This window comes from Streptomyces sp. G45, from assembly GCF_049542095.1.
GTDB lineage: Bacteria > Actinomycetota > Actinomycetes > Streptomycetales > Streptomycetaceae > Streptomyces.
This window is the reverse complement of sequence record NZ_JBMUZU010000001.1, coordinates 1,372,927-1,395,428: the sequence shown is the minus strand read 5'-3', so window position 1 is coordinate 1,395,428 and position 22,502 is coordinate 1,372,927. Positions and strand designations below refer to the sequence as shown.

The 22,502-nt window shown below is 75.0% G+C and carries 16 protein-coding genes and 3 pseudogenes; 10 read left to right on the top strand and 9 right to left on the bottom strand.

Annotated elements, in window-relative coordinates; translation table 11 throughout:
- Positions 1-45 precede the first annotated feature (45 nt).
- Positions 46-699, bottom strand: a complete 654-nt coding sequence (locus ACOBQU_RS05625) for a response regulator (protein WP_423624798.1) — start codon at positions 697-699, stop codon at positions 46-48.
- Positions 696-1,907, bottom strand: a complete 1,212-nt coding sequence (locus ACOBQU_RS05620) for a sensor histidine kinase (protein ID WP_423624797.1) — start codon at positions 1,905-1,907, stop codon at positions 696-698. Before ACOBQU_RS05620 ends, ACOBQU_RS05625 begins: the two co-directional genes overlap by 4 nt.
- A gap of 134 nt (positions 1,908-2,041) precedes the next feature.
- On the opposite strand from ACOBQU_RS05620, the gene ACOBQU_RS05615 reads away from it, so the two are divergent.
- From ACOBQU_RS05615 to ACOBQU_RS05595, 5 genes are all read left to right on the top strand, one after another.
- Entirely contained in the window at positions 2,042-2,950 is a 909-nt protein-coding gene (locus tag ACOBQU_RS05615; protein ID WP_423624796.1) for an ABC transporter ATP-binding protein, read from the top strand.
- Complete coding sequence (locus tag ACOBQU_RS05610) at positions 2,947-3,807, top strand: ABC transporter permease (RefSeq protein ID WP_423624795.1); 861 nt, start codon at positions 2,947-2,949, stop codon at positions 3,805-3,807. The genes ACOBQU_RS05615 and ACOBQU_RS05610 overlap by 4 nt, the downstream gene beginning before the upstream one ends.
- A gap of 174 nt (positions 3,808-3,981) precedes the next feature.
- Positions 3,982-5,418 (top strand): DUF6777 domain-containing protein, encoded by a 1,437-nt coding sequence (locus ACOBQU_RS05605; RefSeq protein WP_423624794.1) that lies wholly within the window; start codon positions 3,982-3,984, stop codon positions 5,416-5,418.
- The gene (locus tag ACOBQU_RS05600) at positions 5,315-7,336 is read left to right on the top strand and encodes a SpoIIE family protein phosphatase (RefSeq protein WP_423634266.1); all 2,022 of its coding nucleotides are present in this window, start codon (positions 5,315-5,317) and stop codon (positions 7,334-7,336) included. Before ACOBQU_RS05605 ends, ACOBQU_RS05600 begins: the two co-directional genes overlap by 104 nt.
- A 7-nt stretch (positions 7,337-7,343) precedes the next feature.
- Complete coding sequence (locus tag ACOBQU_RS05595) at positions 7,344-8,204, top strand: Fpg/Nei family DNA glycosylase (RefSeq protein WP_423624793.1); 861 nt, start codon at positions 7,344-7,346, stop codon at positions 8,202-8,204.
- 34 nt (positions 8,205-8,238) lie between these two features.
- Here the strand turns inward: ACOBQU_RS05595 and ACOBQU_RS05590 are convergent, their stop codons facing one another.
- Complete coding sequence (locus tag ACOBQU_RS05590; protein WP_423624792.1) at positions 8,239-8,847, bottom strand: anti-sigma factor family protein; 609 nt, start codon at positions 8,845-8,847, stop codon at positions 8,239-8,241.
- 102 nt (positions 8,848-8,949) lie between these two features.
- The gene (locus tag ACOBQU_RS05585; protein WP_423624791.1) at positions 8,950-9,465 is read right to left on the bottom strand and encodes a hypothetical protein; all 516 of its coding nucleotides are present in this window, start codon (positions 9,463-9,465) and stop codon (positions 8,950-8,952) included.
- 297 nt (positions 9,466-9,762) lie between these two features.
- Between ACOBQU_RS05585 and ACOBQU_RS05580 the strand changes: the two genes are divergently transcribed.
- Both ACOBQU_RS05580 and ACOBQU_RS05575 read left to right on the top strand, forming a co-directional pair.
- Complete coding sequence (locus ACOBQU_RS05580; protein WP_423624790.1) at positions 9,763-11,028, top strand: CapA family protein; 1,266 nt, start codon at positions 9,763-9,765, stop codon at positions 11,026-11,028.
- Between the two features lie 229 nt (positions 11,029-11,257).
- Positions 11,258-11,473, top strand: coding sequence for a hypothetical protein (locus ACOBQU_RS05575; RefSeq protein ID WP_423624789.1), 216 nt, complete (start codon positions 11,258-11,260; stop codon positions 11,471-11,473).
- On the opposite strand, the gene ACOBQU_RS05570 is transcribed toward ACOBQU_RS05575, so the two are convergent.
- Together ACOBQU_RS05570 and ACOBQU_RS05565 are read right to left on the bottom strand one after the other, a co-directional pair.
- Positions 11,453-12,898: an amino acid permease gene (locus tag ACOBQU_RS05570; RefSeq protein WP_423624788.1), complete on the bottom strand. Its 1,446-nt coding sequence runs from the start codon at positions 12,896-12,898 to the stop codon at positions 11,453-11,455. The two genes, ACOBQU_RS05575 and ACOBQU_RS05570, sit on opposite strands and share 21 nt — an antisense overlap.
- Positions 12,899-12,990: 92 nt before the next feature.
- Entirely contained in the window at positions 12,991-13,464 is a 474-nt protein-coding gene (locus ACOBQU_RS05565; protein WP_423624787.1) for a universal stress protein, read from the bottom strand.
- Positions 13,465-13,661: 197 nt separating this feature from the next.
- Here ACOBQU_RS05565 and lysX point away from each other — a divergent pair.
- Positions 13,662-16,945, top strand: a pseudogene (gene lysX, locus ACOBQU_RS05560) (bifunctional lysylphosphatidylglycerol synthetase/lysine--tRNA ligase LysX).
- Between the two features lie 144 nt (positions 16,946-17,089).
- Positions 17,090-17,934: pseudogene (locus ACOBQU_RS05555) on the top strand (polysaccharide deacetylase family protein).
- A 32-nt stretch (positions 17,935-17,966) separates the two neighbouring features.
- Here the strand turns inward: ACOBQU_RS05555 and ACOBQU_RS05550 are convergent.
- A pseudogene (locus ACOBQU_RS05550) lies at positions 17,967-18,559 on the bottom strand (class F sortase).
- A gap of 507 nt (positions 18,560-19,066) precedes the next feature.
- Here ACOBQU_RS05550 and ACOBQU_RS05545 point away from each other — a divergent pair.
- Complete coding sequence (locus ACOBQU_RS05545; RefSeq protein ID WP_423624786.1) at positions 19,067-19,552, top strand: hypothetical protein; 486 nt, start codon at positions 19,067-19,069, stop codon at positions 19,550-19,552.
- Between the two features lie 72 nt (positions 19,553-19,624).
- On the opposite strand, the gene ACOBQU_RS05540 is transcribed toward ACOBQU_RS05545, so the two are convergent.
- Positions 19,625-20,140, bottom strand: coding sequence for a hypothetical protein (locus tag ACOBQU_RS05540; RefSeq protein ID WP_423624785.1), 516 nt, complete (start codon positions 20,138-20,140; stop codon positions 19,625-19,627).
- 1,033 nt (positions 20,141-21,173) lie between these two features.
- On the bottom strand, positions 21,174-22,478 hold the full coding sequence (locus tag ACOBQU_RS05535; protein WP_423624784.1) for an MFS transporter: 1,305 nt from the start codon (positions 22,476-22,478) through the stop codon (positions 21,174-21,176).
- Positions 22,479-22,502: the final 24 nt, after the last annotated feature.

The following is a 22,502-nucleotide window of genomic DNA, read 5'->3' as shown; positions in this document are numbered from 1 at the left end:
GAGTGAGGCACGGTTCCCGTCGGCGGCCGGGCCGTGCGGGTCCCGTCAGCGGGAGCGCGCCACGAGCCCCGTCTCGTACGCGATGATCACGAGCTGCACCCGGTCGCGGGCGCCCAGCTTGGCGAGCAGCCGCGTCACATACGTCTTCGCGGTGGCGACGCTGATGGACAGGCGCTCGGCGATCTCCGTGTTGGTCAGGCCGCCGCCGACCAGGGCGAGCACCTCGCGCTCCCGGCCGGTGATGCCGCCCACCTCCACGGGCGGCGGTGCCACGGGGCGGCCCGCGAACTCCTTGATGAGCCGCCCGGTGACGCTCGGCGCGATCAGCCCGTCCCCGGCGGCGACGACGCGGACCGCGCCCAGGATGTCGTCCAGGGCCATGTCCTTGACGAGGAACCCGGAGGCGCCCGCGCGCAGCGCCCCGTACACGTAGTCATCGTCGTCGAACGTCGTCAGGACCACCACGCGCGGGGTGCTCCCGGCCGCCGTGATCCGGCCGGTGGCCTCGATGCCGTCCATGCCGGGCATGCGGATGTCCATCACGACGACGTCCGGGGCCAGCTGAGCGGCGAGCCGCACCGCCTCCGCCCCGTCCCCGGCCTCACCGGCCACCTCCAGGCCCTCGGCCTCGGCGATGACCATGCTCAGGGCCGTCCGCACCAGCGGCTGGTCGTCGGCGAGCAGCACCCGCACCGTCATCGCGCACCCGCCGGAACCGGCAGGCGGGCCGCGACCCGGAAGCCGCCGCCGGGGCACGGCCGGGCCGAGAACTCGCCGTGCAGCAGGCTCACCCGCTCCCGCATCCCGACAAGCCCGTACCCCGAGCCCTGGCCGCCCGCCGCGCCCGCGCCCCTGCCGTCGTCGACGACCTCGATGCTCAGCTCCTTGCGGCGCCGCGCCACGGTGACCCGGCAGGACGTGGTGCCCGCGTGCCGCACCACGTTGGTGACGGCCTCCTGGATGATCCGGTACGCCGACACGTCGACCTCCGGCGGCAGCGGCCGGGGCGTGCCCAGCCAGCGCACGTCGACGCGGACCCCGGCCGCCGTGGTCCGCGCGGCGAGCCGGTTGACGTCGGCGAGGCCCAGGCTCGGGTCGAGCGGCGCCGCCTGCGCGGCCTCGCCCGGCTCGGCCTGCCGCAGCGCGCCCAGCATCCGGCGCAGGCCCGACAGGGTGTCGCGGCTCGCCGTCTCCACCGCGCCGAGGGCGTCGCGGGCCAGCTCGGGCCGGGTGTCGATGACCCGCCGCGCGGCCCCGGCCTGGAGGGCGACGATGCCGATGGTGTGCGCCACCATGTCGTGCAGCTCCCGGGCGATCCGCAGCCGCTCGGCGGTCACCGCCTGCGCGGCCGCCTGGACGCGCACCTGCTCGGCGTGCGCGCGGGCCTCGTGCGCCGCCCGGCCGAGCAGCCAGGCGATGACGGCGGTGAGGCCCACGGTCAGCTCGGCGGAGGTGCCGACGACCCAGCCGCTCAGCAGCCGCACCGCGAGGTACCCCGCCAGCGTGCCCAACGCCATCGCGAGCGCCACCGCCCCGGTCCGGCGGGGCCGGGACGAGGCGATGAAGTACACCGCGACGTCCACCGCGAGGAACTGCAGCAGCGGGATCTCGGCCACGCTCAGCGGGTTCGCGCCGATGACGGAGCCGAGCAGCAGCAGCGTGAGCGCCGCCAGCGGGCGCCGCGGCAGCAGGGTGCCGCCGCGCACGGTCACGGCCGTGGCGAGGGCGAGGGCCAGCAGACCGTCCCAGCGCAGCAGGAGGACGCCCGGCAGCACGGACGGCGCCGACTCGCCGGGCAGCCGGATCCGGATCAGGAACGTGAGCGCCGTACCCGCGCACCACGCCAGGGCCGTCCAGGCCCCCGGCGGCAGGCGCTTGAGCACGGGCGGACGCGGTGTCGCGGACATGCCCGACAGCGTAGCCAGATGATCGACAACGGTCATCGGACCAGGGGTGTACACCCAGGTCGACACCGCCGCCCCGCCAAGTGTCAGCCCGGGGCCGATGCCGGACGGGCCCCGCCCGCGGCACCGTTGACGCCATGATCGAAGCCACGGCACTGACGAAGCGGTTCGGCGGCACCACGGCCGTCGAGGACCTCACCTTCACCGTGCGGCCCGGCCGCGTCACCGGGTTCCTCGGGCCGAACGGCGCGGGCAAGTCCACCACGCTGCGCCTGATCCTCGGCCTGAACGACCCGACGTCGGGCGCCGTCACCGTAGGCGGCCGCCCGTTCCGCGACCGGCCGCGCGGCCTGCGCCACGTGGGCGCGCTGCTCGACGCCGGGGACGTGCACGGGGGCCGCACCGCCGTCGCGCACCTCGCGGTGCTGGCCCGCGCCAACCGCGTCCCGCGCCGCCGCGTCGACGCCGTCCTCGCCGACGTGGGCCTCACCGGAGCGGCCCGGCGGCGCGTCGGCGGCTTCTCGCTCGGCATGCGGCAGCGCCTGGGCATCGCCGCCGCGCTCCTCGGCGACCCGCCGGTGCTGCTCTTCGACGAGCCGCTCAACGGGCTCGACCCGGAGGGGGTGCTGTGGGTGCGCGGCCTGTTCCGGCGCCTGGCCGACGAGGGCCGCACCGTGTTCGTCTCCAGCCATCTGATGTCCGAGATGGAACACACCGCCGACGACCTGGTCGTCATCGGCCGCGGGCGGCTCATCGCGGCGGAGCCGGTCAGCGCGTTCGCCGCGCGCGGCACGGGCTCCGGCGTCCGGGTGCGCACCCCGCGCCCGGCCGACCTCGCGCGGCTGCTCACCGCCGAGGGCGCCCGCGTGGAGCGCGACGGGCCGCGCCTGACGGTGACCGGCCTGGACGCCGCCCGGATCGGCGACCTCGCCTGCCGTCACTCGCTGCCGCTGCACGAACTCGCCGCCCGCGAGGCCTCCCTGGAGGACGCCTTCATGGAACTGACCGCCGACAGCGCCGAATTCCTCACCGGAGAAGCCCGATGACCGCGCCGCTCACCCTGCCGCCCCAGGACACCGACGGCCGCGGGACGCCCGCCGAGCCCGCCGCCCGCTTCCGCGACCTGCTCGCCGCCGAGTGGCTCAAGCTGTGGTCGCTGCGCTCCACGCCGTGGACGTACGCGGTCGTGTTCCTCGCCGTCGTGGGCTTCAACGCCGGTACGGCGTACGACACCTACCGCTACTGGACGGGCCGGGACGACCGCAGCAGGGTCGACTTCATCCGGGACGGCATGGCGCTCCAGGAGGCCTTCAACGGCAACGCCGCCACCATCCCCGTGCTCGCGGCCGGAGCCTTCGGCGCGGTCACGGTGACCGCCGAGTACGGCACCGGGCTCATCCGCACCACGTTCGCGGCCGTCCCGGCGCGCCGGTCGGTGATGGCGGCCAAGGCGGCCGTCCTCGCCGCCGTCACCACCGCCCTCGGCGCGCTGATCGCGCTGGCCTCCTTCGTCAGCACGCAGGCCATCCTGTCCGGACGCGGCCTCGGCGTCTCCCTCGACCACCCGGGCGCGGCCCGCGTCGTCGCGGCCTCCGCGCTGCTGCTGCCCGTGGGGGCCCTCACCGGCCTGGCGCTCGGCACGCTGGTGCGGCACATGGGCACGGCCATCGTCCTGAGCGTCGCCACGCTCCTGATCCTGCCCCTGGTCTTCAGCTCCGACCGCCACTGGTCGGCCGTCGTGGCGCACGCGATGCCGTACGAGGCCTGGGAGCGCCTGACCCAGCCGGGCACGCTCCAGACCGCGTACCCGTGGTCCGTGGGCGGGGCGTGGACGGTGTACGGGGTGTGGGCGCTGGGGGCCGTGGTGATCACGGTGATGGGGGTGGGGCGGCGGGATCAGTGAGGGGCGCCCCCCGCCAGACAGCCTGGGCCCGGCGACCGCCGGGCCCTGCTCCGTACGGTGTGCCTCGCCGTGGCGTGTCCCTCGCCGTGCGCGCCGCCGCGCGCCCGACCGGACAAGTCGCGCCCCCGCTCGGACAATAAGGGCAAAGTGCCCGGCGATCTGCGGGAGGACCCCGTGGCGGCAGCGATCCGCACGTACGCGAGCGCCTTCGCGATAGCCCTGGCCCTCGCGGCCACCGGCTGCTCCGGCGGCGATGGCGAGGGCGGCACCGAGGCGCGGGACACGACGGGCGGCGGCCGCGAGCTGTTCCTCCAGCCCGTCGCCGCCCAGGGCCCCGACCCGTTCACCGACTCCACCGCGCGGACCGCCGCGAGCCCCCCGCCCGTCACCCGTTCGCCGCAGCCGCCGCCCTCCGGCTCCGCGTCCCCCACCGACCAGGGCCTGCGCTCCCTTGAGGGCGGCACTCCCGGCCTGTACGGCGGCACGCACCGGCTCAGCAGCTGCGACGTCGGCGCACAGATCCGCCATCTGACCGCCGCCCCCGCCAAGGCCCGCGCCTTCGCCGGGGCCGTCGGCATCGCCCAGGGCGCCGTCCCGGCGTACCTGCGCGGCCTCACCCCCGTCGTGCTGCGCGCGGACACCCGCGTCACCAACCACGGCTACCGCGACGGCCGCGCCACCGCCTTCCAGTCCGTGCTCCAGGCGGGCACCGCCGTCCTCGTCGACGACCGGGGCCTGCCCCGGGTGCGGTGCGCCTGCGGCAACCCGCTGAAGCCACCGGTCGCCTTCCGGCAGACGCCCCGCCACCACGGGCAGCCCTGGACCGGCTTCCGGCCGACCCAGGTGATCGTCGTGGTGCCCGCGCCCCGCCCGATCACGGTCATCACGATCGTCAACGTCGTCAACAACACCTGGATCGAGCGGCGGACCGGCGACGAGCACGCCCGGCACGACCGCCCGGCCCCGCCGCCGCGTCCCACCCCGACGGACTCCACCGACCCCGCGGACCCCACGGACCCCACGGACTCCCTGGACCCGACCGGGCCGACCGACACCGCTAGCCCCACCGGCTCGCCGGACTCTCCCGCCTCCCCGGACTCCCTGACCCCCACCGAACCGACGGACCCCGGTGACACCCAGGACCTCCTCGATCCCACAGACCCCCCAGACCCCACTGACCCCACAGCCCCTTCCGACCCCACCGACCCGACCTTCCCCACCGCCCCCGACGAGCAGCAGCAGCCCGACACCCCCGACGGCCCTGACACCCCCGGCGGCGACACCACACCCCCGACTGCCCCACCCTCCTCCCCGGCACGGACGGCGGCCCCGGCGTCCTCCCGCCGCCGCCCGGCTGCCCCACCCCGCCCCGGTGAGCCGCCGTCCACATGCGGGCGCCCGAGGGTGCGCCTAGCGTTGGCCCATGGACGCGGGCACAGACGGTGTCGAGGCGGCGGTACGGCGCTGCTGCGGCACCTCCGCATCCGGCCCGCGCTGCTTCCTCGACCTGTACGGGCCGGGGCTCGGCATGGGCGGCTTCGACTGGGACCTCGACACGCGCGTGCTGCTCCTGGACGCGGAGGCCCTGGCCCTGTTCGACCTGCGCACTGACGAATTCGACAACCGGCCCGAGAGCCTCGCCACGCGCGTCCCGCCCGTCGAGGCGCACCGCCTGGACAGCCAGGTCTCCCGCGCGCTGAAGGACGGCAGCGTGAACTACGGCGCGTACTTCCGCGTGCGCCGCCGCGACGGCACGCTGCGCTGGACCCACACCCAGGGCCACATCCTGCGCGACGGCACCGGCCGCCCCGTACGCATCGTCGGCATCGTTCGCGACGCCACCCGGGAGCTGAGCGAGCGGACCGCCCACCGCGAGCGCGTCGAGGCCGAGGCCGAGCGGCGGCGCCGCACCAGCATCGTGCGGAACACCACCGCCGCCCTCGCCCACGCCCGCACCGTCGACGACGTCATCGACGTACTGAAGGACACCCACGGCCTCGCCAACCTCGGCGCGTCGAACATCGTGATGGGCCTGGTGGAGTCCGGCCGGATCCGGCTCGTCGCCGAAGGGCCCGTCGGCAGCTATGTGCCCGGCACCCGCGTCACCCGCGTCGACGAGCCGTACCCGATGAGCGAGACCGTGCGCACGCTCACCCCGCGCTTCATCGAGTCGCCCGAGGAGTTCGCGGACTCCTACCCGGTCCTGTGGCCGCACATCGAGCACCTCGGCATCACGGCCGCCGCCTACCTGCCGCTGATCGCGCAGGCCCGGCCCATCGGCGCCCTCGGGCTGCTCTACCAGGACCGGACCGGCTTCACCGAGGAGGAGCGCGACGTCATCGTCGCGCTGGGCAGCAGCATCGCGCAGAGCCTCCAGCGGGCCATGCTGTACGAGCAGGAGAAAGACCTCGCCAAGGGCCTCCAGCAGGCCATGCTGCCGCGCACCATCCCCGGCGTCGCGGGCGCCGACATCGCCGTGCGCTACCGCAGCGCCGCCCTCGGCCGGGACATCGGCGGCGACTGGTACGACGTGATCCCGCTGCCCGGCGGCCGCGTCGGCGCCGTCATCGGCGACGTCCAGGGCCACGACACGCACGCCGCCGCCGTCATGGGCCAGCTGCGCATCGTGCTGCGCGCCTACGCCGCCGAGGGCCACCCGCCGTCCACCGTGATGGCCCGCGCCTCCGGCTTCCTGCACGAGCTGGACACCGACCGCTTCGCCACCTGCCTGTACGCCGAGGCCGACCTGTCCACCGGCGTGGTCCAGCTGGTGCGCGCCGGGCACATCGACCCCCTGCTCCGCCTCACCGACGGCACCTGCCGCCGCGTGCCCGTCGACGGCGGCCTGCCGCTCGGCCTGTCCGCCGAGTTCGGGCGGCTCGACTACCCCGTCACCACCGTCGAACTCGACCCGGACCAGGCCCTGCTGCTGTACACCGACGGGCTCGTCGAGGAGCCCGGCGCCGACCTCGACGACGGCACCCGCGCGCTCGCCGAACTCGTCAGCACCGGCCCGCGCGACCTGGAGGACCTCGCCGAGCTGCTGTGCGGCGCCGACGGCGGGCGCGGCGAGGACGACGCGGCGCTGCTCCTGCTGCGCCGCGTCGTCGTGGACGCCCCGCGCTCCGGCGGCCGCCTCCAGCAGCACGTGGCGTCCGGCGACCCCGAGGCGCTCGTCGAGGCCCGGCACATGATCCGCGCCGCCGTGCGCGCCTGGGGTGCCCGCGACCGCGCCGACGAGATCGAACTCGCCGCCGACGAGCTGATCACCAACGCCCTCACCCACACCGACGGGCCCGCCATCGTCACGCTGCGCGTGGTCAGCGGCGCCGACCGGCGGCTGCGCGTGGACGTCGAGGACTCCTCCAGTGCCCTGCCCCGGCTGCGCGAGGCCACCGACGACGGCGTCTCCGGGCGCGGCCTTCTGCTCGTCGACCGGCTCGCGGACGTGTGGGGCGTGGACTCGCGCGGCAGCGGCAAGTGCGTGTGGTGCGAGTTCATCGTGCCCGCGCGCGGTACGGGAAGGTGAGGCGGCGATGCCCGAACTGCCGGAGGTCGAGGCGCTGCGGTCGTTCCTCGCCGGGGAACTGGCCGGGCACGAGATCGTCCGCGTGCTGCCCGTCGCGGTCAGCGTCCTGAAGACGTACGACCCTCCGGTGACCGCCCTCGAAGGGCGCGCGGTCACGGCGGTCGCCCGGTACGGGAAGTTCCTCGCCGTCGACGCGGACGGGCTGTGGCTCGTCACCCACCTGGCCCGCGCGGGCTGGCTGCGCTGGCAGGACCCGCTGCCCAGCGGCGCGCCCCGGCCCGGCAGGGGCCCGCTGGCGCTGCGGGTGGCCGTCGAGACCGGCGCGGGCTTCGACCTCACCGAGGCCGGTACGCAAAAGCGCCTCGCGGTGTACGTGACCCACGCGCCGCGGGCGCTGCCGGGCATCGCGCGCCTGGGCCCCGACCCGCTGGCCGACGACTTCACCGAGGAGCGCCTGGGCAAGCTGCTCGCCGGTGAACACCGCCAGCTCAAGGGCGCGTTGCGGGACCAGAGCCTGATCGCGGGCATCGGCAACGCCTACAGCGACGAGATCCTGCACGCGGCGCGGATGTCCCCCTTCAAACCCGCCGGGCGCCTCACCGGCGAGGAGACCGCCCGGCTGTACGCCGCCCTGCGCGGCACGCTCGCCGACGCCGTGGAGCGGGCGCGGGGGCTCGCCGCCGCCCGGCTGAAGGCGGAGAAGAAGGCCGGGATGCGGGTGCACGGGCGGGCGGGGGAGGCGTGCCCCGTGTGCGGGGACACCATCCGGGAGGTGTCGTTCGCGGACTCCTCGCTCCAGTACTGCCCGACGTGCCAGACGGGCGGCAAGGTCCTGGCGGACCGCCGCCTGTCGCGCCTGCTGAAGTAGGTGCGGGACGCGCGCGCGCCGCCGTGGCGCGGGGTCACCGGGGGCGGAGCGTGAGGAGCCGGGTGCCCCCCGGGGTGCGGATCTCGAAGTGGGACAGGGCGCGCAGCGGCAGCGCGGCCGTCGCGCTCGTCGTCAGGGCGCGGCCCCGCCACGTCGTCACGGCGGTCTCGGCGCCGTCGGCCCCGACGGCCACCAGCACGCACGTGCGCGGCCCCGCCGCGTCCCGCACGCGCAGGTCGACGTCGGTGCCCCAGGTCCGCCCGCGCGCGGTGAGCGCGGCCGACACCTCCCCGCGGGCGCCGCTCGCGGCGGCCCGCTCGCCCCCGCCCGCCCCGAGCAGCGCCACCGACGGCCCGGCCACGGCCAGCGCCACGCCCGCCGCGACCCCGCCGAGCCACCGCCTGCGCCGCGCCCGCCCGGCCGTGTCGACGAGCCGGTCCAGGAGCCGGGGGTCCGGCGCCGCCGGGAGCGCGGGGGAGGGGCCGCAGGCGCGCAGCAGCCGCACCGGCGGGGCGAGTTCGTCGAGGCGGGCCCGGCAGTCGGGGCACCGGGTCAGATGGTCCTCGAAGCGGAACGCGTCCGCGTGGTCGAGGACGCCGAGCGCGTAGGCGCCGGCGTCGCGATGCCGCTCCAGGGACCCCATGGCGTCGTTCCTTGTCGGTGAGGGTGCTCGTGCCCTCCCGTACGGAATCGGCCGCCGGATCACTCAACGGGCCGCGACGCCGGGCGCGGCCCCGGAGCGGGCTCAGAAGAGCTGGATGGCCAGGTGGCCGAGCGGCAGGCCCAGCTGCCAGGCCGCCGTCCAGACCTTCGGGGCGTCGTCCTCACCGGGGCCGGGGCCGCCGCCGGGCACCGCGTCGAGGTCGGGCGCGAGCAGCTCGGTCTCCTTCAGCCAGCGCCAGGCGGCCTCCGCGAGGGCCAGGTCGGGCGCGGGGCCGCGCGCGGCCACGGCGTCGGCGGTGAGGCCGTCCATGCGCTCGTGCACCCAGTCCTGCCACGCCGTGTCGTGGGCCGTCAGCGTCAGCCAGGTCTCCAGCTGGGACACCACGCGGATGCCGGACAGCTCGCCGCGCGTGTCGGACAGGAAGATCGTCAGGGCGAGCGCGTCGCGCCCGGCCCGGTACTCGAAGGACGTGGGCGGCATCAGGTCGCCGGTCCGCAGCAGCTCGTCCGCGATGTACTCGGCGTACAGCCATGCCATCGGCACCGTCAGCTCGTCGCCGCCCGGGCCGCCGGTGCCGTCCGTGCTCTCGTGCAGCATCACACTCCGCCTTCCTGAGTTCCTGGCTTCCGTGTACGCGTCACCGGCTCTGGTCCCCTGCCCGGAACACGGATGAGGACAGCCGATTACCCAACGGGGGTGCTGAGCAAGGCGCTTTACGGAGCCTTGACCCGTGCCGCGGTTTCACAGCAGGTCGGCGGGGTTGTGTTCTTCGGGTCACATCACGCCGCGTTCTGGGCTGTTCAGGCGATGTGCCCGGCCTTGTCGCTTGACTTGGTGGTTGGTTCGTATGTGGATCGCTTTACGTATTTTCGTCCCATACGGAAAGTCCGGTCGATGACACCGCACACCCGCCCCACCAGGCACTTTCGTCCCACACGGCCCGCTCGCCGGGCCCTGGTCCTCCTCGCCGCCGCGCTCGTCGCGGTCACGTCGGCCTGTGCCGCGCAGGACCCGCCCGGGCCGGACTCCCGGGAGGGCGACGGGAGCCGCGAGCGGACGCCGCGGCGGCCCCCCGCCGCCGGGAAGCCCGCACCCGCGCTGTCCGCCGCGGGCGGCAGCGAGGGCGCGCGCCGCACCTTCACGCTCGCCGCCTCCGGCGACGTGCTGCCGCACACCTCGATCATCCGCAAGGCGCAGGCCGACGCGGGCGGCGACGGCTACGACTTCCGGCCGATGCTGGCGGGCGCCCAGCCCGTCATCGCCAAGGCCGACCTGGCGATCTGCCACATGGAGACGGTGTACGGCCCGCCGGGCGACTACTCCGGCTACCCCTCCTTCAAGTCGCCCCCGCACGTGGCCCGCGCGCTCCGGGCCACCGGCTACGACGCCTGCTCCACGGCCTCCAACCACACCCTCGACGACGGCGCCGACGGTGTCGCGCGCACCCTCGCCGCGCTCGACGGGGCCGGGGTGAAGCACGCCGGTTCGGGCCGCACCGCCGCCGAGGGCCGCGCGCCCGCCTGGCTGCGCGCGGGCGGCGCCAAGGTCGCCCAGCTCGCCTACACCTACGGCACGAACGGCATCCCGCTGCCCGCGGGCAAGCCGTGGACGGTCAACCTCATCGACCGCGAGCGCGTCCTCGCCGACGCGCGGGCCGCCCGGACGGCGGGCGCCGACGTGGTGGTGGTCTCGCTGCACTGGGGCACGGAGTGGCAGGACGCTCCGGATCGCCAACAGCTCACACTCGCGCGCCAGTTGACCGCGGCGCGCACGAAGGGGCGCCCCGACGTCGACCTCATCCTCGGCACCCACGCCCACGTCCCGCAGGCGTACGAGAAGGTCAACGGCACCTGGGTCGTCTACGGCATGGGCGACCAGATCGCGGGCGACATGTTCAACCACTCGGGCGCCCACGACCCGCGCGGCAACCAGGGCACCGTCGGCCGCTTCACGTTCGCCGCGCCCGACCGGCCCGGCGGCCGCTGGGAGGTGACGAAGGCGGAGTTCGTCCCCCACTGGTTCGACACCGACGCGGGCCGGGTCGTCAACCTCAACGCCGCCCTCAAGCGCGGCGCCGACGTCCGGGACGTGCGCGACCGCATCCGCCGGGTCGCGCTCAGCCGGGGCGCCGCCAAGGACGGCCTGGTCATGGGGGAGTGAGGCGGAGGCGGACCCCCGCCGGAGAGCCGAGACCTCCGGAGCCCCCCGGAGACCCGCCGGACCCGCGCCGGATACCGGTCGGATACCCGTCGGATCCGGTCGCGCGCGGGCGTTTTGCCGCCAACCCCGGCCGGGGAGCCGTAGCCGCCCTCGGATCGGGCTATCCATCAGGAGCGGGGCGCCCGCCGGGACCGGAGTGCCCACTGCCGTGCCCGAGGGGGGACCTGCGGTGAGTCTGACGATCAACGTGGCGTTTCTGCTGGCCGTCGTCATCGTCCTGCGCATACGGCGGAACGTGCAGGCCCGCAGCCGGTCCAACCAGATGCTCACGGGGCTCATCGTCCTCGTGTTCGGCGTCCTGGTCGCGGGCACCGGCTTCGGCCGGGAGGTCGCCGACACGGTGGGCGACCTCGCCAAGGCCCTGTCAGAGGTCGCCGTCCCCTGACGCCCGCGCCTGGGTCCTCGCCAGCTCCGAGCGCCGGTAGGAGTAGGCGAAGTACACGACCAGGCCGACCGCGAACCACACGGCGAAGCGGACCCAGGTCTGCCACTCCAGGAACGTGATCAGCCAGATCGAGAAGACCACGCCGATCGCGGGCACCACCGGCATGCCCGGGCAGCGGAACGTGCGCGGCAGGTCGGGGCGCTTGTAGCGCAGCACGATCACCGCGACGCACACCACCACGAAGGCCAGCAGGATGCCGATGTTGGTCAGCTCCGCGGCCTCGCCGATCGGCAGGAAACCGGCGATCGCCGCCGAGGCGAACCCGACGATCCAGGTCACCCGCGTCGGCACGTGCCGCGTCGGATGGGTCTTCGCGAACCACTTGGGCAGCAGCCCGTCCCGGCTCATGGAGAACCACACGCGCGTGCAGCCCAGCATGAAGGTGAACATCACGGTGAGGATGCCGATGATCGCGCCGACCGCGATGACGTCCGCGAGGCCGCCGAGGCCCGCCGCCTTGAACGCCGAGGAGAAGCCGCTCTCCGGGTCGATCTCCTTGTAGTCCTGCATGCCCGTCAGGACCAGGCAGGCGAGCACGTACAGCACCATCGAGATCGCCAGCGAGTACAGGATCGCCTTCGGCATGTGGCGCTGCGCGTCCTTGGACTCCTCGGCGGCGGTGGACATCGCGTCGTACCCGAACACGGCGAAGAACACGGTGGCCGCGCCGGTGAACGCGCCGCTGACGCCGAAGGGGAAGAACGGCTCGTAGTTGCCGGTCTCGACGTGGAAGAAGCCGACGCCGATGACGAGCAGGACGACGAGGACCTTCAGGATCACGACGACCATCTCGAAGCGCGCCGCGTTCCTGATGCCGAGGGTGAGCATGTACGCGATGAACAGGCACAGGACGGCCGCGAACAGGTCGACCTTGTGGCCGTCGCCGGTGCCGGGCGCGCCCAGCATCCAGGTGGGCAGCTCCGCGCCCATCTCGCCCAGCAGGAAGTTGAAGTACCCGGAGATGCCGATCGCGACCACCGCCACGATCGCCGTGTACTCAAGGAGCAGGTCCCAGCCGATGAACCAGCCCGCCAGCTCGCCGAGCACCGCGTAGCCGTAGGTGTACGCCGAGCCCGCCTTCGGGATCAGGCCCGCGAACTCGGCGTAGGAGAAGGCGGCCGCCGCGCTCGCCACGCCCGCGATCAGGAACGAGATGAGGACCGCGGGCCCGGCCTTCTCGTTGGCGACGGTGCCCGCGAGGGTGAAGATCCCGGCGCCGATGATGCCGCCGACGCCGATCGCGGTGAGCTGCCACAGGCCGAGGGTGCGGGTGAGGCGTGTGCCCGCGCCGCCCGCCTCGGTCTCCTCGATGTGCTCGATGGGCTTGCGGCGCAGGACGCCCTGCCCCATCCGTAGTCCGGCCATGGGCCTCACCCTTCGCTGAAGGCGGACGGCTGCTGGCGGATCATGATGGCTCAGGCACGGGGCGGCGCGGAAGACGCCACGCGTCACGCGGGTTACGGCACGACCGTGACGGGCCAGCGGCCCGCCTTGACCAGACGCACCGCCACCGAGCCGACGATGCGGTGGCCCGCCTGCTCGGACGCGCCCACGACCACGGCGTCGGCCTTCAGCTCGTCGGCGGCCGCGACCAGGCCGTTGAAGGCGTCGCCGCGGAAGGTGTGGAACTCCCAGCGCACGTCGAATATGCCCTTCACGCGCTCGGTGGCGTCGCGGATCTCGGCGATCAGGCCCTCGGCGATCTCGTCGGTGGTCTCCGCGACCGGCGCCCCGAGCGCGGCGCCCGCCGCCAGCACCGGCTGGACGTACACCACGGCGAGCAGCGCCCGCTGCCGCCGGGCCAGGCCACCGGCGTAGGCCGCGGCACGGAGCGAGGAATCCGAGCCGTCGACCCCGACGACGATCACCTTGGGGCCGTCGGTGCCCCGTTCGAACTGCTGGGACGGCTGCTGCCTGGGCTCTTCGGTCACCCTCCGAGGCTATCGGAGGTCCCGTTCCGGGACCGGGCGGCCTCATCGCGCCGCGGGAAGCGGTGCCCGGCCCTCTCGGACGGCCCGGTCACCACTGGGCGGACGGCCCGGTCACCACTCGGCGGGCGCGCCGCGCGACGGGCGGCGGTGCTCCGCTCGACGGGCGGCCCGCTCCGCCTCTTCTTAGAGTCGTGACCATGAGTGCCAGCGAACGGGAGCCGGGCGAGGCGGGCCACGGGCGCCCCGGCGGCCTGCGCGTCACCGGCCTGCACCGGGTCCCCGAGGCGTTCGCGGCGTTCTTCGGCGCCCTCGGCCTGTTCTGCGCGGTCCTCGCCGTGATCGCGCCGCTGCGGCGGCTGCTGCGGCCCGTCATCCGCTTCCTGGACCAGCTCACGGTGCCGGTCAGCCCGAACCTCGCCTACGCCGTCTTCCTCTTCCTGCTGGCCGCCGCCATCGCGACCCGCAAGAAGGTCGCCTGGTGGCTCGTCGTGGTCTACCTCGGCCTGCTGCTCGCCTTCGACGTGCTCGGCCTGGCCCTCGGCTACTGGGGCGAGTCGCTGCCGTCCTTCGTCGTCTGCGGCGCGTTCCTGGTCGTGCTGGTCCTGGCGCGCGGCGAGTTCTACGCCGACTCGCGCCGCGGCGCCCTGTGGCGGGCCGTGGCCGTGCTCGCCGCCGGGCTCGGCCTCGCCATCCTGCTCGGCTGGGGGCTCGTCGAGCTGTTCCCGGGCACCCTGCCGCGCGGCGAGCGGCTGCTGTGGGCGGCCAACCGGGTGGGCGGCGGGCTCCTCCACGGCCACGACTACTTCGACGGCTCCCCGCCGCGCCCGCTGTACTTCTTCCTCGGCCTGTTCGGCGCCCTCGCGCTGCTGAACGCCGCCGCGACGCTCTTCAGGTCCCAGCGCATGGAAGCCGCCCTGCACGGCGACGAGGAGCCCCGCATCCGCGCCCTGCTGCGCCGGTACGGCGACCAGGACTCGCTCGGCTACTTCGCCACCCGGCGCGACAAGGCCGTCGTCTTCTCGCCCAGCGGCAAGGCCGCCGTGACCTACCGTGTCGAGGCGGGCGTCTGCCTGGCCAGCGGCGACCCCGTCGGCGACCGCGAGGCCTGGCCGCACGCCATCGCCGCCTGGCTGGACGTGGCCCGCCGCTACGCCTGGCAGCCCGCCGTCATGGGCGCCTCCGAGGACGGGGCGACGGCCTACGCCCGCGCCGGGCTCGGCGCCCTCCAGCTCGGCGACGAGGCCATCCTGCACGTACCCGACTTCGACCTCGACGGCCGCGACATGCGCGTCACCCGGCAGGCCGTCAACCGGGTCCGGCGCACCGGCGCCACCGCCCGCGTCCGCCGCCACGCCACCCTCTCCGACGAGGAGATGGAGGAGATCATCGACAAGGCGGACGCCTGGCGGGACACCGAGACCGAGCGGGGCTTCTCCATGGCCCTGGACCGGCTCGGCGACCCCGAGGACGGCGACTGCCTGCTCGTCGAGGCCCTGGACGCCGACGGCAGGCTTCTCGCGCTGCTCTCCTTCGTGCCCTGGGGCAGGGACGGCGTCTCCCTGGACCTGATGCGCCGGGACCGCACCGCGCCCAACGGCGTCATGGAGTTCATGGTCGCCGAGCTGTGCGCCCTCGCGCCGAAGCTGGGCGTCCGGCGGATCTCCCTGAACTTCGCGGTGTTCCGCTCGGTCTTCGAGGAGGGCGCCCGCATCGGCGCGGGCCCCGTCCTCCGGCTGTGGCGCAGGCTGCTGCTGTTCTTCTCCAAGTGGTGGCAGCTGGAGGCCCTGTACCGCTCCAACGCCAAGTACCACCCCGAGTGGTACCCCCGCTTCATCTGCTACGGCGACACCGGCGCCCTCGCCCGGATCAGCCTCGCCTCCGGCATCGCCGAGGGCTTCGTGTCGGTGCCGTCGCTGCGCACGCTGTGGGGTCGCGGGCACAAGCCGCGGGACGTCACCAAGCCCGCCACCACGGAGGGCCTGCCCCGATCGCCGCGCTCGGCCTCGGCGACGAGGACGCCGCCGCCCGCGACCCCGTCGAGGCGCTGCCCGAGCAGATCCGCATCCGGCACCGCGCCCTGGAGCGGCTGCGCGCCGACGGCGTCGACCCCTACCCGGTCGGCATCCCCCGGCGCACCCACCAACTGGCCGACATCACAGCCGACATGATGGGTGCTCAAGTCACCATCGCGGGCCGCCTGATGCTCGTACGCGACTTCGGCGGGATCGTCTTCGCCGTGCTGCGCGACTGGTCGGGCGACCGCCAGCTCGCCCTCACCCGCGCCCACCCCGACGCCCTGGCCGCGTTCACCCGGGACACCGACATCGGCGACCACCTCACCGCCACCGGCCGCGTCGGCCGCAGCGACAAGGGCGAACTCACCGTCTTCGTCACCTCCTGGCAGCTCACCGGCAAGTGCCTGCGCCCCTTGCCCGACAAGCGCCGCGGCCTGACCGACCCCGAGGCCAAGGTCCGCCGCCGCTACCTCGACCTGGTCGCGAGCCCCGGCGCCCGCGACGTGGTGCGCGCCCGCTCCACCGCCGTCCAGGCGCTGCGCCAGGGCCTGCTCGACCGCGGCTACCTGGAAGTCGAGACGCCGATGCTCCAGCAGATCCACGGCGGCGCCAACGCCCGGCCCTTCACCACCCACATCAACGCCTACGACCTCGACCTCTATCTGCGCATCGCGCCCGAGCTGTACCTGAAACGGCTGTGCGTCGGCGGCCTGGAGAAGGTCTTCGAAATGGGCCGCACCTTCCGCAACGAGGGCGTCTCCTACAAGCACAACCCCGAGTTCACGATGCTGGAGGCCTACCAGGCCTTCGCCGACTACGGCGTGATGCTCGACCTCACCCGCGAACTCATCCAGGGCGCCGCCACCGCCGCGTTCGGCACCCCCGTCGCCCGCAAGGACGGCACCGAGTACGACATCTCGGGCCCCTGGCCGGTCAAGACCGTGTACGGGGCGATCTCCGAGGCCCTCGGCGAGGAGATCGACGCCGACACGCCCCTGGAGCGGCTGCTCCGGCTGTGCGACCGGGCGGACGTCCCGTACACCCCCGACGACAGCCGCGGTGACGTCGTCCTGGAGATGTACGAGCGCCTGGTCGAGGAGCGGACCGAGCTGCCCACCTTCTACAAGGACTTCCCGACCGACGTCTCCCCGCTCACCCGCCAGCACCGCGCCGACCCCCGGCTCGCCGAGCGCTGGGACCTGGTCGCCTTCGGTACCGAACTCGGCACCGCCTACAGCGAGTTGACCGACCCCGTGGAGCAGCGCCGCCGCCTCACCGAGCAGTCCCTGCGCGCCGCCGGGGGAGACCCGGAGGCGATGGAGCTGGACGAGGACTTCCTCGACGCCCTGGAGTACGCGATGCCGCCCACCGGCGGCCTCGGCATCGGCGTCGACCGCCTCGTCATGTTCCTCACCGGCCTGACCATCCGCGAGACGCTGCCGTTCCCGCTGGTCCGTCGTCGCTGACCGGGGCCCGCCCGGCCGGTGTGCGTGGCAGGTGCCCGTGGCGGTGCTCCCATCGGGTGCTTTAGGGCGCCGCTCGGGTGCTTTCGGAACGCCGCGCCAGTGTTGCTGAGGCCCCGGGGCCTTCGGCCATGCGAGGCATTAGTCATGAAAGACGATCACCTGCCTTTGGCGCGCCGTGCCCTGCTGCGCGGGTTCTGCGTCGTCGGCCTCGCCACGGCCACCGGCTGCGCGGGCACCGAGCGCGCGAGCACCCCGGGCCGCACCGCCGCCACCGGCGCGCCCGCGGGCGGCCCCCGGCCGTCCGCGCCCAGAAGCCCTCCGCGTACCGGCTCCAGCCCATGGCCGGATACGGGCCCCCGCGCGCCGCCCCGGCCCGCCCGGCGGTGCGCCGCGCCCCGATCCTGCGCCTTCCGGACCGGTCCCGCTCGATGGTCCTGACCTTCGACGACGGGCCCGACCCCCGCTACACCCCGGCCATCCTGCGCACCCTGCGGCGGCACGGCGTCCGCGCGATGTTCTTCGTGTGCGGCGAGATGGCCGCGGTCCACCCGGACCTGCTGCGCGAGATGGCCGACGACGGGCATGTGATCGGCAACCACACCTGGAGCCACCCGCTGCTGCCCCGCCTCACCCGCTCCGCCATCCGCGACCAGATGGAGCGCACCTGCGCGGTCGTCGACGACACCGTCGGCACCCCGCCGCTGTGGTTCCGCGCCCCGTACGGCGCCTGGAACCGGTCGGCCTTCGAACTGGGCGCCGCACTCGGCATGGAGCCGCTCGCCTGGACCGTCGACACCCTGGACTGGCGCACGCCCGGCACCGCCACCATCGTGCGGCGCGTCCTGGACGGGGCGGGCCCCGGCGTCGTCGTGCTCTCCCACGACGCGGGCGGCGACCGCAGCCAGAGCGTCGATGCCCTCAGGCTCTACCTGCCGGAGCTGCTCGCCGCCGGATACCACCTGACGGTGCCGAGCCGCTACCGGCTCTAGCGCCCGGCCCGGTGGCCCGGTGTGACGCCGCGTCAGCGTACGTCGACCAGGCGGGCGAACACCACGACGTTCCCGTCGTACCCGTTCTGCTTCGAGAAGCCGCCGCCGCAGGTGATGACGCGCAGCTCGGGGGTGCCGCCGTTGCCGTACACGCGGTCGCCGGGGAAGTCGTCCTTCGCGAACACCTCGATGCCGTAGACCTCGAAGACGGCGGTGCGCCGGTCCTGGCGCAGCACCTCGACGCGGTTGCCCTTCTTGAGCGAGCCGAGGCCGTAGAAGACGGCGGGCCCCTGCTGGTTGTCCACGTGCCCGACGACGACGGCCGTGCCCTTCTCACCCGGCGACACGGCGCCGGTGAACCAGCCCGCGAGGTTCGGGTCGTCCGGCGGCGGCGCGTCCACCCAGCCCTCCGCGTCCAGGCCCACCGCCATCACGGGGGCGTCCACCCGGATGGCCTTGATGCGCACGCGGTCGGCGGGGAGAACGCCAGGGGCGCCGGGGCGCCCTTCGCGGCGGCGGGCGCCCGGTCCGCGGCCGCCGCCGACGCGGGCTGCGGCGGGCCCACGTCGAACTCGCCGGAGCCGTTGCGGATCAGCGCGAGACCGGTGAGCAGCACCAGCGCCATCACGCCCCACGGCGCGCGCTTGCGCGGCCGCTCCTCCTCGAACGCGTCGAGGCCCCCGGCCTCTCCGGGGCCCGGCTCCGGCGACCGGTCCGCGACCTTGTCGAACTCGCCGGGAGGCGGACCGGACGGGTGGGACGAAGGCATTCTCTATCCCCTCTCCACGCGGCCTGGCGACCGCGTCCGTTGCGCGTACGAGCGACCGCGTCCTCTGCGCGTACCAGCACGCTAAGCGCGGCGCGCGCGGCGTGCGAAAGGGCGGGCGCGAACGGGTGGTGGCCGCGCCCGGCCTGCGCCATCCGAGTCGCCGCCCACGGGATTTTTCTGACGGTCCGTGACCTGCGGCGATATCCGCCCGCGCGCGGGCGGGTCGGCGTGTTGGCTCACCAGGACGGCGGATCGCCGACATGCGGCTTTCCACAGGGCGTCTGAGGGTCTTTCCGAGAGGCGCTCTCGCCGATCGACCGGGGAAAGAGTGACCCCGGGGTGCCTCTCGCGGAGGACAGACCCATGCGCAATTCCCGTGCACTGGCGGCGCTCGTCGCCGCGGGCGCCGTCGTCGGGCTCGCCGCGCCGACCGCCGCCGCCTGGGCCGGACCCAGCAACATCGTCGCCATGCCCAGCGTGATCGCGCGCGGCGGCCAGCTCACCGTCACCGTCGACAACTGCGAGGCGCCCGGCACCGTCGAGTCGCCCGCGTTCCCGAAGACGAACCTGAAGCCGATCACCCCCGGCACCACGTCGAGCGCGACCGTCACGGTCCACCACAACGCCCACCCGGGCGCCTTCGACATCACCGCCAACTGCAACGGCAAGACGCTCACCAGACCGTCCGCCTTCACCGTCATCCACGGCGGCGTCCGCGGCGGCCTCGGCGGCAGCACCACGTCCGGCGCGACGAGCACCGACATGGCCATCGGCGGGACGCTGGTGGGCCTCGCCCTGGTCGGCGGCGGCGTGTTCTGGCTGCGCCGCAGGGCGGAGAGCAAGGCCTGACGCACGAGGGCCCCCGCCCGCGGGCCCCGGCGCGTCCCCTTCCGCGCCGGGCCCGCGGGCGGTGTCACGGCGTCAGACGTGGTCCCCGTCGGCGCGGCGCCGGGTCCAGTAGTACGCCGTGCCGAGCACCCCGGCGATGAGCACGCCGCCCACCGCGATCTGCTGCGCGTCGAAGCCGCCCGCGCTGCCGCCGACGCCCGCCTTCACGCCCCTGCTGTGGTGCGCGGTGGAACCGGAGCCGCCGGTGGCGATGGTGAGGTCCGTCCTGCCCGACTCCTCGCCGCAGGTGAACGTCACCTCGTACATCGCACCGGGCTTGGCGTCCCAGAACACCATCGCCGTCGCCGACGACTGGCCCTTGGGGATGGTGACGTCGTCGAAGACCCCCGAGGTCACCTTGGTGTTGTGCTCGCAGCCGTCCACGCTCAGCGTGACCTGCCCGCCCGCGGCGATCGTGGACGGGGTGACCCGGAAGCCGAACGACGTGATGTCCTCGTCGCCCGCCACCGCGGCGGACGCCGGGGAGGCCGTCAGGGCCAGGGCGGTGGCGGTGAACAGGGCGGCCGAAGCGACGCGTATCGCGCGCATGATGTTTCCTCCGGGTCCCCGAGGAGCATCAGCGGACCTTCTTCCGCTTGCGCCGGATATGCACCTCGATGTCGTGAACGCTAGGTACGGCGCGGGGGCACCGCGATCGCTGTCGTGCGAACGGGGCACGCGTGTGGGCCGTCCAGGGGAACGCGGCGGTGTGGCGCGGCGGCGCGGGCGGGGGGATGTGGCAGGGCGTCAGGCGGCGCGGACCGGTGGTACGGGCCGGTGCCGCGCGGGCCGGGGGTGCGGTGGCGGCGGAGCGGGTGTGCCGCGCGCGGGGGCGGGGCCGCGCGGGTCACACGCCGTGTGCTCGCGGCACCCGCGTTGACCCGGCGCACACACTCCCCAACGGGCGGCGGGGCGGGGTTTCATGACGCATATGCCGCACGGATGGGTACGACGGGGGACGGCGGGGGCATCCGTGCGGCGCGGGCCACCGGTACTTCCCCTGCGCCGGTGGCCCGGTGAACGGCCGGGCGGGATCTTCGTCCATGCCTCCCGTTCGGGCGGTCCCGGCCCGGCCTTCCCCTCACAGGCCGGGAGGCACCCCGCCCGGCCGCACGCACCGCTCTCCACCGCCCCGTCCTCCCGACGCCCCCGGGCCTCGGCTGCCGTACGCCGCGGCGCCGGTGCACCGCGCGGCGGCGTACCGCGTCGCGGTCGGCGCACCGGCGGGAGCGGTACCGCTGACGGCCCGTCCGGGACGTGGCGGCGAGGACCGCCGCACTCGGCGGCCGCGCACCGCCGCAGCCGGTGCGTGCCGCGGCCCACCGGATGGAGCGCGGAGCCCGCGGAGACCGGCGCGCGCAGCAGGCCGCCGGGCGACAGCGCCCCGCCATCACCCGGGCGTGTCCTGGCTCGGCGCGGGCCCGGCCGAGGCCCTCGGGGCCGGTCCGCTCAGCGCGCTGCGCGTCAGCGGGGGCGCACGGGCTGGTACGTCGTGGGCGCGCTGCTCGCCCTCGCGGGGCTCGCCGCGCCGTTCGCGGTCAGAGGGGGTCGGCGTCAGCGGCGCGCGGAGCGGGCGGGAGCGTCAGTTGGCTGACGGGGCATCGGAGTCCGATGCCTTCGTCTCGGGGGCCGGACGCGCCGCAGCGGGGGCCGGGGGCAGCTCCCGCAGCGTCCGGAGTGGCGAGCAGAGCACCGGCAGGAACGCGCCCGCCAGGCACACCGCGCCCGCCCACACCGCCGCGCGCACGCCCCACACCTCACCGACGGCCCCCGCCAGGACCGCGCCGACGGTGAGCGCCCCCGTCAGCAGGAAACGGAAGGTGGCGTTCATCCGGCCGAGCAGCGCGTCCGGCGTCAGATGCTGGCGCAGGGTGACCCCGAGGACGTTGTCCACGCCGGTCTTCGCCATGGTCACCAGCCAGCCCGCGCCCGCCACCCACAGCCACGGCCCGTCCCCGACGAGCGCCACCGCGAGACCGGCCGGGGCCAGCCAGGGCCCCGCGAGCGCGAGCGCCCGCCCGTGGCCGAAACGGCCCGCCAGGCGGCGCGCGCAGGCCGCGCCGAGGAGGAGGCCGACCCCGCCCGCCGCCCAGTACAGGCCGAGCACCCCGGCCGAGAGCCCCAACTCCCGGGTGAACAGGACCGGCAGCATGGCGTTGACCATCTGCGCGCCGAGGTTGGTCAGCGTGGCGGTGACGGCCAGGGCCCGCAGCTCACGGCGGCCGAAGACATGCCGCAGCCCCTCCGCGACCTGCGCCCGCAGCCGCCGCCGCTCGACCGGTGCCGCCCTGGGCGGCTGCCGCCGGGCGACACCGGTGAGCCCCACGGCGGAGGCCAGATAGGCCAGCGCGCCGCCCGCGACCGCCAGGGGAGCGGTGGCCAGCTGGACCAGGAAGCCGCCCGCGCCGCGCCCGGCGATGTTGGCGCCCGCCATCAGGCTCACGATCGCGGTGTTCGCCGGGACGAGCCGCTCCCGGCCCACCAGGTCGGGCAGCACGCTCTGCGAGCCGACGTCGAAGAATACGGTCGCGCAGCCGTTCAGGAGCACCACCGCGTACAGCTGCGGCAGCGACAGCGCGTCGCACCACCACGCCACCGGCACCGAGGCGAACAGGGCGGCGCGCACGGCGTCGGCCACCACGAGCACCCGGCGCCCCGGCAGCCGGTCCACCCACGCGCCCGCCGGAAGCGAGATCAGCAGGAACGCCGCCGTGGACAGCGCGGCGAGCGCCCCCGCCTGCCCGGGGCTCGCGTCCAGGGTCGTGACGGCGAGGAGCGGGATCGCCACCTGGCCGACGTTGCTGCCGAGATGGCTGAGCGCGCTGGCCGCGAACAGCGTGCGGAAGTCGCGCAGCCGCCAGGGGGAGGGGCCGGTCGGTGAGGTCATGCGCGGTACGGTGCGCCATCCCGG

Coding starts and splice junctions, on each gene's coding strand:
- ACOBQU_RS05625 (WP_423624798.1), bottom strand. CDS start 699: ATGACGGTGCGGGTGCTGCTCGCCGACGACCAGCCGCTGGTGCGGACG.
- ACOBQU_RS05585 (WP_423624791.1), bottom strand. CDS start 9,465: ATGCTGCACGAGAGCACGGACGGCACCGGCGGCCCGGGCGGCGACGAG.
- ACOBQU_RS05615 (WP_423624796.1), top strand. CDS start 2,042: ATGATCGAAGCCACGGCACTGACGAAGCGGTTCGGCGGCACCACGGCC.
- ACOBQU_RS05540 (WP_423624785.1), bottom strand. CDS start 20,140: ATGCGCGCGATACGCGTCGCTTCGGCCGCCCTGTTCACCGCCACCGCC.
- ACOBQU_RS05610 (WP_423624795.1), top strand. CDS start 2,947: ATGACCGCGCCGCTCACCCTGCCGCCCCAGGACACCGACGGCCGCGGG.
- ACOBQU_RS05545 (WP_423624786.1), top strand. CDS start 19,067: ATGCGCAATTCCCGTGCACTGGCGGCGCTCGTCGCCGCGGGCGCCGTC.
- ACOBQU_RS05580 (WP_423624790.1), top strand. CDS start 9,763: ATGACACCGCACACCCGCCCCACCAGGCACTTTCGTCCCACACGGCCC.
- ACOBQU_RS05595 (WP_423624793.1), top strand. CDS start 7,344: ATGCCCGAACTGCCGGAGGTCGAGGCGCTGCGGTCGTTCCTCGCCGGG.
- ACOBQU_RS05590 (WP_423624792.1), bottom strand. CDS start 8,847: ATGGGGTCCCTGGAGCGGCATCGCGACGCCGGCGCCTACGCGCTCGGC.
- ACOBQU_RS05535 (WP_423624784.1), bottom strand. CDS start 22,478: ATGACCTCACCGACCGGCCCCTCCCCCTGGCGGCTGCGCGACTTCCGC.
- ACOBQU_RS05570 (WP_423624788.1), bottom strand. CDS start 12,898: ATGGCCGGACTACGGATGGGGCAGGGCGTCCTGCGCCGCAAGCCCATC.
- ACOBQU_RS05620 (WP_423624797.1), bottom strand. CDS start 1,907: ATGTCCGCGACACCGCGTCCGCCCGTGCTCAAGCGCCTGCCGCCGGGG.